Consider the following 12,247-nt stretch of genomic DNA (forward strand, 5'->3'; position numbering starts at 1 on the left):
CGGCTCGATTCCAGGTTGTTAGCGCGAGATTATGCGATTTTCCAGATTTATCATCGGATTGACCAGCTGTATAGCGTTCAGTGTTCAGGCTGCGAATGTTGATGAGTACATTACTCAACTTCCCGCTGGTGCCAACCTTGCCCTGATGGTGCAAAGAGTCGGCGCGTCTGCCCCCACGATTGATTACCACAGTCAGCAGATGGCGCTGCCCGCCAGTACGCAAAAAGTAATCACTGCGCTGGCTGCGTTGATTCAACTCGGCCCCGATTTTCGTTTTACCACTACGCTTGAAACCAAAGGTAATGTGGAAAACGGAGTGCTTAAAGGCGATTTAGTGGCGCGATTTGGTGCCGATCCGACGTTAAAACGTCAGGATATTCGCAATATGGTCGCGACTCTGAAAAAATCTGGTGTCACACAAATCGATGGTAATGTACTCATAGATACCTCCATTTTTGCCAGCCATGATAAAGCTCCCGGCTGGCCATGGAATGACATGACACAATGCTTTAGCGCACCACCCGCCGCTGCCATCGTTGACCGCAATTGCTTCTCCGTCTCGCTCTACAGCGCCCAAAAACCCGGTGATATGGCTTTTATACGCGTGGCATCTTATTACCCCGTTACGATGTTCAGCCAGGTACGCACCCTCCCCCGTGGTTCTGCCGAAGCGCAATACTGCGAGCTGGATGTCGTGCCAGGCGACCTGAACCGCTTTACGCTGACCGGATGCCTGCCACAACGTTCCGAACCTCTACCGTTAGCCTTTGCGGTGCAAGATGGTGCCAGCTATGCCGGGGCGATTCTGAAAGATGAGTTAAAACAAGCGGGTATCACCTGGAGCGGAACACTGCTGCGACAAACGCAGGTTAACGAACCGGGAACGGTGGTGGCCAGTAAACAATCGGCTCCTTTGCATGATCTGCTTAAGATTATGCTGAAAAAATCAGACAACATGATCGCCGATACGGTTTTCCGCATGATAGGCCATGCGCGCTTCAATGTGCCTGGAACATGGCGGGCCGGATCGGACGCCGTGCGCCAAATTCTGCGTCAGCAAGCCGGTGTCGATATTGGCAACACGATTATTGCCGACGGCTCGGGACTTTCACGCCATAACCTGATTGCGCCTGCCACCATGATGCAGGTGCTGCAATATATCGCCCAACATGACAATGAGCTTAACTTTATCTCTATGCTGCCGCTGGCGGGTTATGACGGCTCGTTACAGTACCGTGCGGGTCTGCATCAGGCGGGCGTGGATGGCAAAGTCTCAGCGAAAACCGGTTCGTTGCAGGGGGTATATAACCTGGCGGGATTCATTACCACAGCGAGCGGGCAACGAATGGCGTTTGTGCAATATCTTTCTGGCTATGCAGTAGAACCGGCGGATCAGCGTAATCGCCGTATTCCGTTAGTGCGCTTTGAAAGCCGCTTGTATAAAGATATTTATCAGAACAATTAGTCAAAAAGAAACCCCGGCGCATGGTCGGGGTTTCAGATTATTGACAAAGTGCGCTTTGTTTATGCCTGATAAGCGTAGCGCATCAGGCTATTTGGCGTTTGTCATCAGTAATTAACGCTTGTAAATGAACTCAACGCCTTCTTCGTCGTCTTCGTCCCAGTCGTCATCCCAGTCTTCATCATCCTCTTCAGCAATTTCTTCAAGCTGCTGACGGTGATAATCATCCCACATGAATTCGACTTTCTCTGGCTGTTTCGTTTCTTCGGCCTGCACGACCGGGTTTTCAATGATAAAGGTCATCACATCCCAGCAGAGATCTTTCACGCCCAGTCCGCTTGCCGCAGAGATCAGATAATATTTATCTTCCCAGCCCAGTGCCTCAGCGATCGCTTTCGCTTTCTCTTCGGCTTCCGCTTTATCCAGCAGATCGATCTTGTTGAAGACTAACCAACGCGGTTTCGCCGCCAGATCCTGACTGTATTTTTCCAGCTCGCTGATAATAATACGCGCGTTTTCAACCGGATCGGTGCCGTCAATCGGATCGATATCGATAAGGTGCAACAGGACGCGGCAACGTTCCAGGTGCTTCAGGAAGCGAATCCCCAGACCTGCGCCTTCCGCAGCGCCTTCAATCAGCCCTGGAATATCGGCAACAACGAAGCTCTTTTCGTTGTCCATTCGTACCACACCCAGACTTGGCACCAGAGTGGTAAACGGATAGTCCGCTACTTTCGGTTTAGCCGCCGAAACAGCGCGAATGAATGTCGATTTACCAGCATTTGGCATCCCCAGCATCCCGACGTCCGCCAGCAGCATCAGCTCCAGCAGCAGCTCGCGCTTATCGCCCGGCGTACCGTTGGTTTTCTGCCGTGGTGTACGGTTAACGGACGATTTGAAACGAGTATTGCCCAGACCGTGCCAGCCGCCCTTAGCAACCAGCAGACGCTGACCGTGTTTGGTCATATCGCCCATGGTTTCACCGGTGCCCTGATCGATAACACGCGTACCTACTGGTACTTTAATCGTCACGTCTTTACCACGCTTACCGGTGCAGTCGCGGCTTGCGCCATTCTGACCACGCTCGGCGCGGAAAGATTTTTCAAAACGATAATCGATAAGCGTATTCAGGTTCTCGTCGGCTTCCATCCATACGTCACCGCCGTCACCACCGTCGCCGCCATCCGGGCCGCCTTTCGGAATATATTTTTCGCGGCGGAAGCTCACGCAACCATTACCGCCATCACCTGCAACGACCAGAATCGATGCTTCATCAACAAACTTCATTTTATTCTCCGTAAATCATTCGCCTGCGCGGGGTTGCGATACCACCGTTGTATGCTTACGTAATCCGCCCCAAATACGATGACCAATGGCGGAATACATCGCGCCCGCAACCACGACAAACGCACCGAGATAACCTAAAAGGTTTAACATCGGTCTGGCGAAGAAATCGGGCCAGGCCAGTGATAAAAGATCTGAAAAAAACAGCGTAAACAGTGGGGTGAGCGTGATTATCGCGCTCACCTGCGCTGCCTGCCAGCGAGCCATCGCTTCCGCCAGGGCGCCATATCCTACCAATGTATTCAGTCCGCAAAAAATTAAACATGCGAGCTGCCAGTGGCTAAGCTGCGCTATCACCCCAGGCTTTGCCAGAGGGAAGAGCGCAATTGTACATAAAGTGTACAGTAAAAACAGGATCTGCGGTGAGGCCAGCCGACGCAATAAAACCTTTTGCGCCACGCCATAACTCACCCAAACCGTCGCCGCACCGACCCCAAAGATAACTCCCCAGGTGTAATCGGTGAGCTTTGTAAATATCTCGACCAGACTGGTGTTAAAGAACATCACCAGGCCGCTCAGGAGCATCAATGCTCCCACAACCTGGGTGCTGCGCATTTTCTCTTTCAGGATAAATACGCTGGCAACCATCATGCCAACCGGCGAGAGTTGCCCAATCACCTGCGAGGCGGTCGGACTCAGGTATTGCAAGGATGAGCTGAACAGGATGAAGTTCCCAAACAGCCCGGCAGTCGCCACTGCCAACAAAATCAACCAGCGTGGCTTACGAAACACGCGTAATGGCGGCAGCTTCTTCTTCACCGCAAGAATGGCACCAAGGCCAATACTCGCCATCAAGAAACGGTAAAACACAATTGTCGGAGGTTCCATCACCTCCAGCACCTGCTTCATTGCGATTGGCAACGCCCCCCAGCAAATTGCTGTGGTGAGCGCCAAAAGAATGCCAATGCCTGCCTGCTGCTTCATACCGTATTCCCTGCAAAACGCATTTGCGGATTAACGCCGCACGATGCGCATTTTTACCGGCTATCGAATGTAAAAAGCCCCGCAACGTGTTGCGGGGCTTTCATCCGTTACCGGGACGCGAAAAACTTATTCAGCTTCGATGCTGATAAATTTACGGTTTTTCGGGCCTTTAACTTCGAATTTCACTTTACCGTCTGCTTTAGCAAACAGAGTGTGGTCACGACCGCAACCTACGTTAGTGCCAGCGTGGAATTTGGTGCCACGTTGACGAACGATGATGCTACCCGCCAGAACGGATTCGCCACCGAAACGCTTAACGCCCAGGCGTTTAGCTTCTGAATCGCGACCGTTACGTGTGGAGCCGCCAGCCTTTTTATGTGCCATTTGAAATCTCTCCTCAGGTCTTAGGCGCTGATGCCAGTAATTTTCACATCAGTGAACCACTGACGATGGCCCTGCTGCTTACGATAGTGTTTACGACGACGAAACTTAACGATTTTAACTTTCTCGCCACGACCGTGAGCAACAACTTCAGCTTTGATTACGCCGCCATCAACGAAAGGAACGCCGATTTTGACTTCTTCACCGTTTGCGATCATCAGCACTTCAGCGAACTCAACAGTTTCGCCAGTTGCGATGTCCAGCTTTTCCAGGCGAACGGTCTGACCTTCGCTTACTCGGTGTTGTTTACCACCACTTTGGAAAACCGCGTACATATAAAACTCCGCTTCCGCGCACACCTTTTCAATGATTCAGAGTGCGCTATAAATATTCACAATAGGGCGCGAATATTACGCAAAACGCACGCCTTTGACAAGTGCTACAGTCAATACACGAAGAAAAAAAACACAACTTGTACGGTAACGTTTATCTGTGCCATTTTTTCAGTACAATCACCCTATATTCCTAACCATAAACCCTAAGTTGCCTTTGTTCACAGTAAGGTAATCGGGGCGAAAAGCCCGGCTTTTGCGATGAATTTAGAAAAAATCAATGAGTTAACCGCGCAAGATATGGCGGGTGTTAATGCGGCAATCCTTGAGCAGCTTAATTCCGACGTCCAACTGATCAATCAGTTAGGCTATTACATCGTCAGCGGCGGCGGTAAACGTATTCGTCCGATGATTGCTGTACTGGCTGCACGAGCTGTTGGCTATGAGGGAAATGCGCATGTCACCATTGCCGCTCTGATCGAGTTTATCCACACAGCGACTCTGCTACACGACGACGTTGTGGATGAATCAGATATGCGCCGTGGTAAAGCTACCGCCAACGCCGCGTTTGGCAATGCCGCCAGCGTGCTGGTAGGCGATTTTATTTACACCCGCGCGTTCCAGATGATGACCAGCCTCGGCTCGCTCAAAGTGCTGGAAGTGATGTCCGAAGCCGTAAACGTCATTGCAGAAGGTGAAGTTCTGCAACTGATGAACGTTAACGACCCGGATATCACCGAAGAAAACTACATGCGCGTTATCTACAGCAAAACTGCACGTCTGTTTGAGGCTGCTGCGCAGTGTTCCGGGATTCTGGCAGGATGTACACCGGAAGAGGAAAAAGGCCTGCAGGATTATGGACGTTACCTCGGCACCGCTTTTCAGCTCATCGACGATTTGCTCGATTACAGCGCCGATGGTGAACAGTTAGGTAAAAACGTCGGGGACGATCTGAACGAAGGTAAACCGACGCTGCCGCTGCTACATGCGATGCATAATGGTACACCGGAGCAGGCGCAAATGATCCGTACTGCTATTGAGCAAGGCAACGGGCGTCATCTTCTGGAACCAGTTCTGGAAGCAATGAACGCGTGTGGATCTCTTGAATGGACGCGTCAGCGTGCCGAGGAAGAGGCAGACAAAGCCATCGAAGCGTTACAGATACTCCCGGATACCCCGTGGCGAGAGGCGTTAATCGGCCTTGCACATATCGCGGTTCAACGCGATCGTTAATTCCTTCCCTTTATCCCGCGCATTGCGCGGGATAACTCCAGTAAGTTCCATAAAAACACTTATTCAGTGCAATACCATCTGAATAATCAGCTGTTTGTCTTTATATATTCTGAATCTTCACACTATTTACATGAACTTTTTAGAGCAATGCGCCATCAGGAGTATAGTGATGCTCGATAGAACACATGTTCTGAATGAAAGCGACTAACTTAAGGAGTGAGGCAAGATGGAGAGTAATTTCATTGACTGGCATCCCGCTGACATCATTGCGGGTTTGCGCAAGAAGGGAACGTCAATGGCGGCGGAATCTCGCAGAAATGGTTTGAGTTCCTCGACGCTGGCAAATGCATTATCGCGTCCATGGCCAAAGGGAGAGATGATTATTGCGAAAGCCCTGGGTACTGACCCCTGGGTTATATGGCCATCACGCTACCATGATCCGCAGACCCATGAGTTTATCGACAGAACGCAGTTAATGCGCAGCTACACTAAACCGAAAAAATGAGTGGTCTGGCGGTAGCCCCGCGAACGGGGCTGCCAGCTTTCAGACGATTACTCGCCTTTCACACGCTCGATATTCGCACCTAATGCACGCAATTTGTCTTCAATGCGTTCGTAGCCGCGATCGATGTGATAAATACGATCAACAACCGTAGTCCCTTCCGCAATACAGCCAGCCAGCACCAGACTTGCTGATGCACGCAGATCGGTCGCCATGACCTGTGCGCCGGAAAGTTTTTCGACACCGTGACAAATAACGGTATTGCTTTCAATCTCGGCTTGCGCGCCCATACGGCTCAGCTCTGGCACGTGCATAAAGCGGTTCTCAAAGACCGTTTCGGTGATGAATCCGGTGCCTTCTGCCACCAGGTTCAGCAGCGTGAACTGAGCCTGCATATCGGTCGGGAACGCCGGATGCGGCGCAGTGCGGACATTAACGGCCTTCGGACGTTTGCCATGCATATCCAGGCTAATCCAGTCCTCACCTACTTCAATGTCCGCTCCTGCGTCACGCAGTTTCGCCAGCACAGCGTCAAGAGTATCTGGCTGGGCGTTACGGCAGATAATTTTGCCGCGAGAGATTGCCGCTGCCACCAGGAACGTGCCGGTTTCGATGCGATCCGGCAGCACGCGATAGACACCGCCGCCTAAACGTTCCACACCTTCGATGACGATACGATCGGTGCCCTGACCGCTAATTTTCGCGCCCAGCGTAATCAGGAAGTTCGCGGTATCGACAATTTCCGGTTCACGCGCGGCGTTTTCAATAATCGTGGTGCCTTCCGCCAGGGTTGCAGCACACATGATGGTCACGGTTGCGCCGACGCTGACTTTATCCATCACGATATGCGCGCCTTTCAGACGCCCATCGACGGAAGCTTTTACGTAACCTTCTTCCAGTTTGATCGTCGCGCCTAATTGCTCAAGCCCGGAAATATGCAAATCAACCGGACGCGCACCAATCGTACAACCGCCTGGCAGCGAAACCTGTCCCTGACCGAAACGTGCCACCAGCGGCCCCAGCGCCCAGATAGAGGCTCGCATGGTTTTGACTAAATCATAAGGTGCGCAGAATACATTAACGTCGCGGGCGTCAATATGCACAGAACCATTACGTTCTACTTTCGCACCCAGCTGGCTTAGCAGCTTCATTGACGTATCAACGTCTTTCAGTTTCGGTACGTTCTGGATCTCTACCGGTTCTTCCGCCAGTAGTGCGGCAAAAAGGATAGGCAGAGCAGCATTTTTAGCGCCGGAAATTGTGACTTCGCCCTGGAGCTTCGTTGGCCCCTGAACACGAAATTTATCCATTTAGTTTGTTCTCAGTTAACAATTCATATCCGCTACCGGCAAATCGCCCATAGCTCAAAAGCCGTTCAGTTTGCGATCTCGCGCCCACTCCGTAGGGGTATACGCTTTGATCGACACAGCATGAATGCGGTTATCCGCAATATATTCCATCAGCGGACCATAAACCGTCTGCTGTTTTTTAACCCGGCTCATGCCATCAAACATCTCACCCACGGCAATAACCTGAAAGTGGCTGCCATCGCCGGAAACGTGGACTTCCTGGAGGGAGAGAGCGTTCATCAGCACGCTCTGAATTTCATTATTTTCCATGGGATCTTCATTCATCAGTTAATAAACCAGCAAAACATCTTAGAGCAAAGTTGCGCTGGCATAAATAAGCAAAAAGCCTTGCTGATAAATCAAACAAGGCTCGACTTGCAGGCGGATTTGCCGGACAGGCGGTTAACGCCTTATCCAGCCTGAAAAAATTTAACGAGGCAGGACATCAGACGGCAAATTATACAACTTTGCCAGGGTATACACCTTATCGTTTACCCCCTGAAGCGTCACGCTGTTGCCCTGCTTTTTCGCCAGATCGATAAGGTGGAGCAGCAGCGCCAGTCCACCAGTATCGACGCGGGACACGCGGCTAAGATCGATGCAGGTAATTCCCTTCACCGCTTCTTCACGCACTTCCCAAAGCGGTAGCAGTACGTCTTGATCCAACTCTCCGGTTAATACCAGAGTGTTGCCCGTCTGCACCCAGCTCAGTGACTCGCTCATTATTTTTTCTCTTCCAGAGTGATTTTCTGTTGAGAAATTGATTTCAGTTGCGCGGTCAGGCCGTCAATACCTTTGGTACGCAGCAGCGTTCCCCACTCGTTTTGTTTAGTGGTGATCATGCTGACGCCTTCGGCAATCATGTCGTAAGCCTGCCAGTTGCCAGTCTGGGAGTTTTTACGCCACTGGAAGTCCAGACGCACCGGCGGGCGACCATTCGGATCAATAATAGTAACGCGAATAGGCACAATGGTTTTATCACCCAGCGGCTGTTCTGGCGCAATCTGGTAAGTCTGCCCGTGATACATCGCCAGCGCCTGACCATAAGCCTGCTTCAGGTACTCACGGAAAGCGGCAAAGTATGCATCACGTTGGGCTGGGGTCGCGCCCTTGTAATACTGACCCAGTACCAGTGCACCAGCGTATTTCACCTGCACATACGGCAGCAGTTCCTGATCGACGATAGTACGCAGGTAATCCGGGTTGGCCCGGATTTGCGGTTGCTCATTCTTCAGGCGATCGAACGTTTTCTGCGCCGCCTCGTCCATCAGCTTATACGGATTGGTTTGGTCTGCCGCAGTTGCCGCACTCAGCGGTGCAATCACCAGCAAAGCGACCATCATTAAACGTTTAAACATGCGTCGGTTCTCCTGAAATTATTTCGTTGTACCCACAGGTTCAGTGGTTTCATTATTACCTGGCGCAGCAGCTGGCGCATCGCCACTATTCTTATTGTCATCGCCTTTACTGCCGTAAAGGAACTGACCAATGAGATCTTCCAGCACCATCGCAGACTTGGTGTCCTGAATCGAATCGCCATCCTTCAGGATAGCAGTACCCAGTTCGGGGTCTTCAAAACCGACGTTTAACGCCAGATATTGCTCTCCAAGCAGGCCGGAAGTACGAATGCTCAGCGAACTGGTGTCAGGAATGTGGTTATAACGTTGTTCAATTTCCAGCGTCACGCGCGGCAAATAGGTTTTCGGATCCAGCGTAATATCTGCCACCCGACCGACGACAACGCCGCCAATGCTGACCGGAGAGCGCGCTTTCAGGCCGCCAATGTTATCGAACGTCGCATAAAGCGTGTAGGTCGGTTCAGTACGTATGGACGTCACGTTTGCCGCCTTCAGGCAGACAAACAGCGCCGCCAGCAGTGCTGCTAATAAAAAGATACCCACCCAAATTTCATTTTTTTTCGTTTGCATGAACTCAATTCCCAAACATCAATGCGGTCAGCACAAAATCCAGCCCCAGAACAGCCAGAGACGAGTGGACAACGGTGCGAGTGGTTGCCCGGCTAATCCCGGCAGAAGTCGGGATGGCGTCGTAGCCGTTAAACAACGAAATCCACGTCACCGTAATAGCGAACACCACGCTCTTAATCAGACAGTTGACCAGATCCATACGCCAGTCGACGGCATTTTGCATTGCCGACCAGAAGAATCCGCTATCAATACCTTTCCAGCTCACGCCGACCAGCGATCCGCCCCAGATCCCCACGGCGACGAAAATAATCGTCAGCAACGGCAATGAAATAACCCCAGCCCAGAAACGCGGAGAAATAACCCGACGCAGCGGATCGACCGCCATCATCTCCATGCTGGAGAGCTGCTCTGTGGCGCGCATCAAGCCGATTTCTGCGGTTAACGCCGAGCCGGCTCGACCGGCAAACAGCAACGCAGCAACCACCGGTCCCAGTTCACGCAGTAGCGATAACGCCACCAGCATACCCAGACTGGTTTCCGCACTATAAGTGGTCAGAACCAGATAACCTTGCAGACCCAGCACCATTCCGATGAATACGCCAGAAACCACAATAATCAGCATTGACAGGACGCCGACATTATAGAGCTGACGCACCAGCAGCGGCGCATGTTTACGAAATTCCGGTTTGCCGACCAGCGCATTGAATAACATTAACCCGGCCCGTCCGAACGTTCTCAGGGTTTTAATCCCTTTATGTCCAAGCGAGGCCAGCGCATTTAACAGCATGAGTGGCTTAACTCCCTGGTAAAAGATCAGCGTGATAATCGCCGGCAGGATAGCGGAACGGAACAGGTCCGTCAGCTATCCCGTCCAGAAACTGACGTACGCGCGGATCAGGATTCGCCTGCAACGCCTGGGCGCTACCGTGAGCGACAATTTTTTTATCCGCCAGAATCCAGGCGTGATCCGCAATACTTAAGACTTCCGGCACATCATGAGAAACTACCACGCAGGTCACGCCCAACGCGCTGTTCAGCTCAGAAATCAGCTTCACCAGTACGCCCATAGTGATCGGATCCTGCCCAACAAACGGTTCATCAAACATGATGAGATCCGGCTCCAGGGCAATCGCACGCGCCAGTGCAGCGCGACGAGCCATCCCGCCGGAAAGCTCAGAAGGCATCAGTTTAGCCGCTCCACGCAGCCCCACGGCTTCCAGCTTCATCATCACCGTGCTATGCAACAATGGCGCGGGGAGCTGGGTATGTTCGCGCAGTGGATAGGCAACGTTGTCAAATACGTTCATATCTGTGAACAACGCCCCGGACTGAAACAACATGCTCATCCGTTTGCGCACAGTGTACAGGCGCGAACGAGACATCGCCGGAATATTCTCGCCATCAAAAAGGATCTCACCGTGATCTGGTGCGATTTGCCCGCCAATCAGACGGAGTAGCGTCGTTTTACCGATGCCCGATGGCCCCATGATTGCCGTGATCTTCCCTCGCGGCACGGTCAGGGAAATATTATCGAAGATGCAGCGATTGCCACGCGTAAAACTGACATCGCGCATATCGACTAAATTCGCCACAGACTGCTCCATAATTCACCCTTCGTCTTGCGTTGATTTTCTAAGCATGGTGCTCAATTTAACCTTGAACCCAACATATTTACAGAATATTACCCGCCGTGGTTAGCTAAAGCTGGCATTTGTTTTACTTTTTAGCCGCATAAAGTCAAAATTAAGAATCCGTTACGGCTTTCTGAGAATCTTCAGCGACCGGCGAGTATACCTGAAGAAAGGACGTTAGATGCTTTTAGCTACGGCACTGTTAATTGTTGGTTTACTTTTGGTCGTATACAGTGCCGATCGTCTGGTATTTGCCGCTTCCATTCTTTGCCGCACTTTTGGCATCCCACCGCTGATCATTGGCATGACTGTGGTCAGTATTGGCACGTCGCTTCCTGAGATTATTGTTTCGCTTGCCGCGTCACTGCACGAACAACGCGATTTAGCCGTCGGTACGGCGCTTGGCTCAAACATTATCAATATCTTGCTGATCCTCGGTCTGACCGCACTGGTGCGCCCTTTTACCGTCCATTCCGATGTTCTGCGCCGCGAGTTACCATTAATGTTATTCGTCAGCGTGGTGGCCGGTTCCGTACTCTATGACGGACAACTTAGCCGCAGCGATGGTATCTTTCTCCTTTTTCTGGCTGTGCTATGGCTGCTGTTCATTGTTAAACTTGCACATCAGGCCGAACGTCAGGGAACCGATAGCCTGACCAGAGAGCAGCTTGCAGAGCTACCGCGTGAAGGCGGTTTACCCGTCGCATTTTTATGGCTTGGCATTGCGCTGATCATCATGCCAGTGGCAACGCGGATGGTGATTGATAACGCCACCGTTCTGGCGAATTACTTTGCCATCAGCGAATTGACTATTGGTCTGACGGCAATCGCTATCGGCACGAGTCTGCCGGAACTGGCAACCGCGATAGCCGGTGTTCGCAAAGGTGAAAACGACATCGCCGTCGGTAATATCATTGGCGCGAATATTTTTAATATCGTCATCGTGCTGGGTCTGCCGGCGCTGATTACGCCAGGGGAGATTAACCCACTGGCGTACAGCCGTGACTACAGCGTGATGTTGTTGGTAAGCATTATTTTTGCGTTGCTGTGCTGGCGACGCTCCCCGCAACCGGGCCGTGGCGTAGGGGTATTATTAACAGGCGGATTTATCGTATGGCTGGCGATGTTGTACTGGTTATCGCCAATACTCGTTGAATAACT

General features: G+C 51.7%; 15 protein-coding genes. 4 read left to right on the forward strand and 11 right to left on the reverse strand.

Annotated elements, in window-relative coordinates; all coding sequences use genetic code 11:
* The first annotated feature begins 31 nt into the window (after nt 1–31).
* Entirely contained in the window at nt 32–1,465 is a 1,434-nt protein-coding gene (dacB, locus tag A7Z06_RS05400; protein WP_001212645.1) for a serine-type D-Ala-D-Ala carboxypeptidase, read from the forward strand.
* Between the two features lie 111 nt (nt 1,466–1,576).
* Here dacB and cgtA read toward each other — a convergent pair whose 3' ends face one another.
* From cgtA to rplU, 4 genes are all read right to left on the reverse strand, one after another.
* On the reverse strand, nt 1,577–2,749 hold the full coding sequence (gene cgtA / locus A7Z06_RS05405; protein WP_000673562.1) for an Obg family GTPase CgtA: 1,173 nt from the start codon (nt 2,747–2,749) through the stop codon (nt 1,577–1,579).
* 15 nt (nt 2,750–2,764) lie between these two features.
* A complete protein-coding gene (locus A7Z06_RS05410; RefSeq protein WP_000813014.1) occupies nt 2,765–3,730 on the reverse strand; it encodes a DMT family transporter in 966 nt (321 codons plus the stop codon).
* Nucleotides 3,731–3,856: 126 nt separating this feature from the next.
* Nucleotides 3,857–4,114 (reverse strand): 50S ribosomal protein L27, encoded by a 258-nt coding sequence (rpmA, locus tag A7Z06_RS05415; protein ID WP_000940596.1) that lies wholly within the window; start codon nt 4,112–4,114, stop codon nt 3,857–3,859.
* Between the two features lie 20 nt (nt 4,115–4,134).
* Complete coding sequence (gene rplU / locus A7Z06_RS05420) at nt 4,135–4,446, reverse strand: 50S ribosomal protein L21 (RefSeq protein ID WP_000271401.1); 312 nt, start codon at nt 4,444–4,446, stop codon at nt 4,135–4,137.
* Between the two features lie 258 nt (nt 4,447–4,704).
* Here rplU and ispB point away from each other — a divergent pair, with 258 nt between their 5' ends.
* Together ispB and sfsB are read left to right on the forward strand one after the other, a co-directional pair.
* On the forward strand, nt 4,705–5,676 hold the full coding sequence (gene ispB, locus A7Z06_RS05425; RefSeq protein ID WP_010346507.1) for an octaprenyl diphosphate synthase: 972 nt from the start codon (nt 4,705–4,707) through the stop codon (nt 5,674–5,676).
* Nucleotides 5,677–5,902: 226 nt separating this feature from the next.
* Nucleotides 5,903–6,181 carry a DNA-binding transcriptional regulator SfsB gene (gene sfsB / locus A7Z06_RS05430; protein ID WP_000445413.1) on the forward strand — a complete coding sequence of 93 codons (279 nt, stop codon included), beginning with the start codon at nt 5,903–5,905 and terminating at the stop codon, nt 6,179–6,181.
* Between the two features lie 47 nt (nt 6,182–6,228).
* Here the strand turns inward: sfsB and murA are convergent, their stop codons facing one another.
* From murA to mlaF, 7 genes are all read right to left on the reverse strand, one after another.
* Nucleotides 6,229–7,488 (reverse strand): UDP-N-acetylglucosamine 1-carboxyvinyltransferase, encoded by a 1,260-nt coding sequence (gene murA, locus A7Z06_RS05435; RefSeq protein ID WP_000357262.1) that lies wholly within the window; start codon nt 7,486–7,488, stop codon nt 6,229–6,231.
* 54 nt (nt 7,489–7,542) lie between these two features.
* Nucleotides 7,543–7,797: a BolA family iron metabolism protein IbaG gene (gene ibaG / locus A7Z06_RS05440; protein WP_010346509.1), complete on the reverse strand. Its 255-nt coding sequence runs from the start codon at nt 7,795–7,797 to the stop codon at nt 7,543–7,545.
* A 159-nt stretch (nt 7,798–7,956) separates the two neighbouring features.
* Nucleotides 7,957–8,250 (reverse strand): lipid asymmetry maintenance protein MlaB, encoded by a 294-nt coding sequence (mlaB, locus tag A7Z06_RS05445; protein WP_000004491.1) that lies wholly within the window; start codon nt 8,248–8,250, stop codon nt 7,957–7,959.
* Nucleotides 8,250–8,885 (reverse strand): phospholipid-binding protein MlaC, encoded by a 636-nt coding sequence (gene mlaC, locus A7Z06_RS05450; RefSeq protein WP_000476479.1) that lies wholly within the window; start codon nt 8,883–8,885, stop codon nt 8,250–8,252. The genes mlaB and mlaC overlap by 1 nt, the downstream gene beginning before the upstream one ends.
* Nucleotides 8,886–8,903: 18 nt before the next feature.
* A complete protein-coding gene (gene mlaD, locus A7Z06_RS05455) occupies nt 8,904–9,455 on the reverse strand; it encodes an outer membrane lipid asymmetry maintenance protein MlaD (RefSeq protein WP_016159478.1) in 552 nt (183 codons plus the stop codon).
* A 4-nt stretch (nt 9,456–9,459) separates the two neighbouring features.
* Nucleotides 9,460–10,242, reverse strand: coding sequence for a lipid asymmetry maintenance ABC transporter permease subunit MlaE (gene mlaE / locus A7Z06_RS05460; protein WP_000925792.1), 783 nt, complete (start codon nt 10,240–10,242; stop codon nt 9,460–9,462).
* 7 nt (nt 10,243–10,249) lie between these two features.
* The gene (gene mlaF, locus A7Z06_RS05465; protein ID WP_000438245.1) at nt 10,250–11,059 is read right to left on the reverse strand and encodes a phospholipid ABC transporter ATP-binding protein MlaF; all 810 of its coding nucleotides are present in this window, start codon (nt 11,057–11,059) and stop codon (nt 10,250–10,252) included.
* Nucleotides 11,060–11,267: 208 nt separating this feature from the next.
* On the opposite strand from mlaF, the gene A7Z06_RS05470 reads away from it, so the two are divergent.
* The gene (locus A7Z06_RS05470) at nt 11,268–12,245 is read left to right on the forward strand and encodes a calcium/sodium antiporter (protein WP_000922894.1); all 978 of its coding nucleotides are present in this window, start codon (nt 11,268–11,270) and stop codon (nt 12,243–12,245) included.
* The last annotated feature ends 2 nt before the right edge of the window (nt 12,246–12,247 follow it).

Source organism: Escherichia sp. MOD1-EC6819, from assembly GCF_002965765.1.
GTDB lineage: Bacteria > Pseudomonadota > Gammaproteobacteria > Enterobacterales > Enterobacteriaceae > Escherichia > Escherichia ruysiae.

Bases quoted from the DNA above. Each gene is read 5' to 3' on its own strand.
- dacB (WP_001212645.1), top strand. From the start codon at position 32: ATGCGATTTTCCAGATTTATCATCGGATTGACCAGCTGTATAGCGTTC.
- cgtA (WP_000673562.1), bottom strand. From the start codon at position 2,749: ATGAAGTTTGTTGATGAAGCATCGATTCTGGTCGTTGCAGGTGATGGC.
- A7Z06_RS05410 (WP_000813014.1), bottom strand. From the start codon at position 3,730: ATGAAGCAGCAGGCAGGCATTGGCATTCTTTTGGCGCTCACCACAGCA.
- rpmA (WP_000940596.1), bottom strand. From the start codon at position 4,114: ATGGCACATAAAAAGGCTGGCGGCTCCACACGTAACGGTCGCGATTCA.
- rplU (WP_000271401.1), bottom strand. From the start codon at position 4,446: ATGTACGCGGTTTTCCAAAGTGGTGGTAAACAACACCGAGTAAGCGAA.
- ispB (WP_010346507.1), top strand. From the start codon at position 4,705: ATGAATTTAGAAAAAATCAATGAGTTAACCGCGCAAGATATGGCGGGT.
- sfsB (WP_000445413.1), top strand. From the start codon at position 5,903: ATGGAGAGTAATTTCATTGACTGGCATCCCGCTGACATCATTGCGGGT.
- murA (WP_000357262.1), bottom strand. From the start codon at position 7,488: ATGGATAAATTTCGTGTTCAGGGGCCAACGAAGCTCCAGGGCGAAGTC.
- ibaG (WP_010346509.1), bottom strand. From the start codon at position 7,797: ATGGAAAATAATGAAATTCAGAGCGTGCTGATGAACGCTCTCTCCCTC.
- mlaB (WP_000004491.1), bottom strand. From the start codon at position 8,250: ATGAGCGAGTCACTGAGCTGGGTGCAGACGGGCAACACTCTGGTATTA.
- mlaC (WP_000476479.1), bottom strand. From the start codon at position 8,885: ATGTTTAAACGTTTAATGATGGTCGCTTTGCTGGTGATTGCACCGCTG.
- mlaD (WP_016159478.1), bottom strand. From the start codon at position 9,455: ATGCAAACGAAAAAAAATGAAATTTGGGTGGGTATCTTTTTATTAGCA.
- mlaE (WP_000925792.1), bottom strand. From the start codon at position 10,242: ATGCTGTTAAATGCGCTGGCCTCGCTTGGACATAAAGGGATTAAAACC.
- mlaF (WP_000438245.1), bottom strand. From the start codon at position 11,059: ATGGAGCAGTCTGTGGCGAATTTAGTCGATATGCGCGATGTCAGTTTT.
- A7Z06_RS05470 (WP_000922894.1), top strand. From the start codon at position 11,268: ATGCTTTTAGCTACGGCACTGTTAATTGTTGGTTTACTTTTGGTCGTA.